The following is a 1599-nucleotide window of genomic DNA, read 5'->3' on the forward strand; positions in this document are numbered from 1 at the left end:
GTGTCATGCTGATTTGCATGCTACTTTATTATACAAGAGGTTTTACTATATATAGTGGCTCTCTGTTCCGCACTTGGTGGCTCTATCTTCCGCAGTGACTGGCTCAAAACTCCGCACAAGTGGCTCAATTCATCTGCAATATTCATCTTAGAAGAAAAGCGAAGAATTAATATTGACATGGCACTATATAGTGTCTTATTATATAGACACTGAATGGTGTCCTATATGTGAGGTGGGAGGTTTTGAGCGAAAAAAAACAAGAACGTGATGTTTATACAGCAATTGCTGATCCAACTAGACGAAAGTTGCTCCATTTGTTGGCTGATGCAGAGGAATTACCCTTATACGAACTAACCGCCCAATTTCAAATGGGGCGTACTGCAGTATCTAAACATTTGGCTATCCTTAAAGAAGCAGATTTAGTGACTGTTCGAAAGGTTGGAAGGGAAACAAGGTATCGAATAAATGCAGCACCTTTGCAAGAAATTAAAGACTGGGTGTCCTTTTACGAGAATTTTTGGAGTGAAAAAGTGTCGCAGTTAAAAAAACTATTAATGGAGGAATAGACAATGGCAGACGTAACATTAGATTTTCAATTTACAAGTTCAGTTAAGCAAGTGTGGAAGGCATTAACAGATTCAGACATGCTAGAAAAATGGATATGGAAAAATGACTTTAAACCAGTAATTGGGGAAGAATTTCAATTTCGTTCGGAGCCAAATGAATGGTGGGATGGAATTGTTAATGGTGAGGTACTTGCAGTAGAGGAGCCACATCTTTTATCTTACACATGGGCAAGTGCTGGAGAAACAACTACGATTACATGGACATTGAAAACCAGTTCAGATGGCGGTACGCATATGCATTTTGAACAAACTGGTTTCAGTGAGGCAACCAAAGCAACCAAAGGAGCTATTGAGGGAGCCAAATACAGTTGGACGAATTTTGGAGGTCAACTTAAAAAGTTGTTAGAACAATAATTATATGTAGTTTCAAGTAGTAAAAAATACATCTACTTAATTTGGTAGCAATGAAGCCTATATCTATATAAATGAACGTGATGGAATTGCTTGCAACATCTCAATTAGTGTATCTTATTTTGATTCACGGGAGGATTAATAAATTGATTACGTAAGGAGTAGGAATTATGGAGGTTTTCGAAGCATACTTGTCGGGTATCGATAATCCCGATCATCGTGAACGGGCAGAAGAAGTGTTGAAGTGGATTACAAACGAATTTCCGAATTTGGAACCATTAATCAAGTGGAATACACCAATGTTTGCTGACCATGGCACATTTATAATTAGCTTTTCTACAGCAAAATATCATTTGAGTGTTGCACCTGAACTAGCAGGAATTGTGCAATTTAAAGATGAAATTGAGCTAGCTGGATACAGTAGTACTAAAGGTTTGTTTCGAATAGCTTGGAATGAACAAATAAATTATGAATTACTTGAATCAATTTCATAATTAACGTTTTTAAAAATGCGTAAAGTAGCTCCTTGATGGTTTATAAGCTTTTTAAAAATAGAAAACCGATTTAATTAAGCTACATTTAACGATTGTTGTTCCATTGCTAATTTGATTCGATCTGTTGC

At 36.5% G+C, this 1599-nt stretch carries 3 protein-coding genes; all 3 read left to right on the plus strand.

All coding sequences use genetic code 11. The features are described from left to right. The first annotated feature begins 242 nt into the window (after window positions 1–242). The 3 genes from ACXYMX_RS17050 (at window position 243) to ACXYMX_RS17060 (ending at window position 1471) form a co-directional block, all read left to right on the plus strand. On the plus strand, window positions 243–566 hold the full coding sequence (locus ACXYMX_RS17050) for an ArsR/SmtB family transcription factor (protein ID WP_459045430.1): 324 nt from the start codon (window positions 243–245) through the stop codon (window positions 564–566). Between the two features lie 3 nt (window positions 567–569). Further along, window positions 570–980: an SRPBCC family protein gene (locus tag ACXYMX_RS17055; RefSeq protein WP_459045431.1), complete on the plus strand. Its 411-nt coding sequence runs from the start codon at window positions 570–572 to the stop codon at window positions 978–980. A 167-nt stretch (window positions 981–1147) separates the two neighbouring features. After that, the gene (locus ACXYMX_RS17060; RefSeq protein ID WP_459045432.1) at window positions 1148–1471 is read left to right on the plus strand and encodes an iron chaperone; all 324 of its coding nucleotides are present in this window, start codon (window positions 1148–1150) and stop codon (window positions 1469–1471) included. The last annotated feature ends 128 nt before the right edge of the window (window positions 1472–1599 follow it).

It is taken from the genome of Sporosarcina sp. CAU 1771 (assembly GCF_054482775.1).

What these genes read in the sequence shown, in the direction of transcription:
- ACXYMX_RS17055 (WP_459045431.1), top strand. Translation starts at nt 570, where the DNA reads ATGGCAGACGTAACATTAGATTTTCAATTTACAAGTTCAGTTAAGCAA.
- ACXYMX_RS17060 (WP_459045432.1), top strand. Translation starts at nt 1,148, where the DNA reads ATGGAGGTTTTCGAAGCATACTTGTCGGGTATCGATAATCCCGATCAT.